We start from the raw sequence: 352 nt of genomic DNA on the forward strand, positions 1-352 counted from the left end.
CGGTGACGGCTGGGACGACGGTGACGGTGCGGGTGGAGGCGTCGGGGACGTCTCCGACGACGGTGCGCGCGAAGGCGTGGAAGGCGGGCACGGCGGAGCCGGCTGCCTGGCAGGTCAGCGCAACCGATTCGACCGCTGCTCTGCAGGCGCCGGGTCAGGTGGGTCTGGCCGCGTATGCGGGTGCGGGGCTGTCGAATGTGCCGTTCGCGGTGCGGTTCGACAATCTGGTGGCGAAGATCCCCGGCACGACGGTTCCGGCTCCGAACGCGAACCCGGTGGCGGCGTTCACGTCGGCGGTGTCGGGTCTGGGTGTGTCGGTGGACGGGTCGGGGTCGACGGACTCGGATGGGTC

The 352-nt window shown here is 71.6% G+C and carries 1 pseudogene; it reads left to right on the top strand.

Going from position 1 to position 352, the window contains the following annotated elements:
- Nucleotides 1-352, top strand: a pseudogene (locus FSY98_RS16810) (PKD domain-containing protein); the annotation flags it as partial.

This window comes from Microbacterium sp. 1.5R (genome assembly GCF_007667425.1).
Classification (GTDB): Bacteria; Actinomycetota; Actinomycetes; order Actinomycetales; family Microbacteriaceae; genus Microbacterium.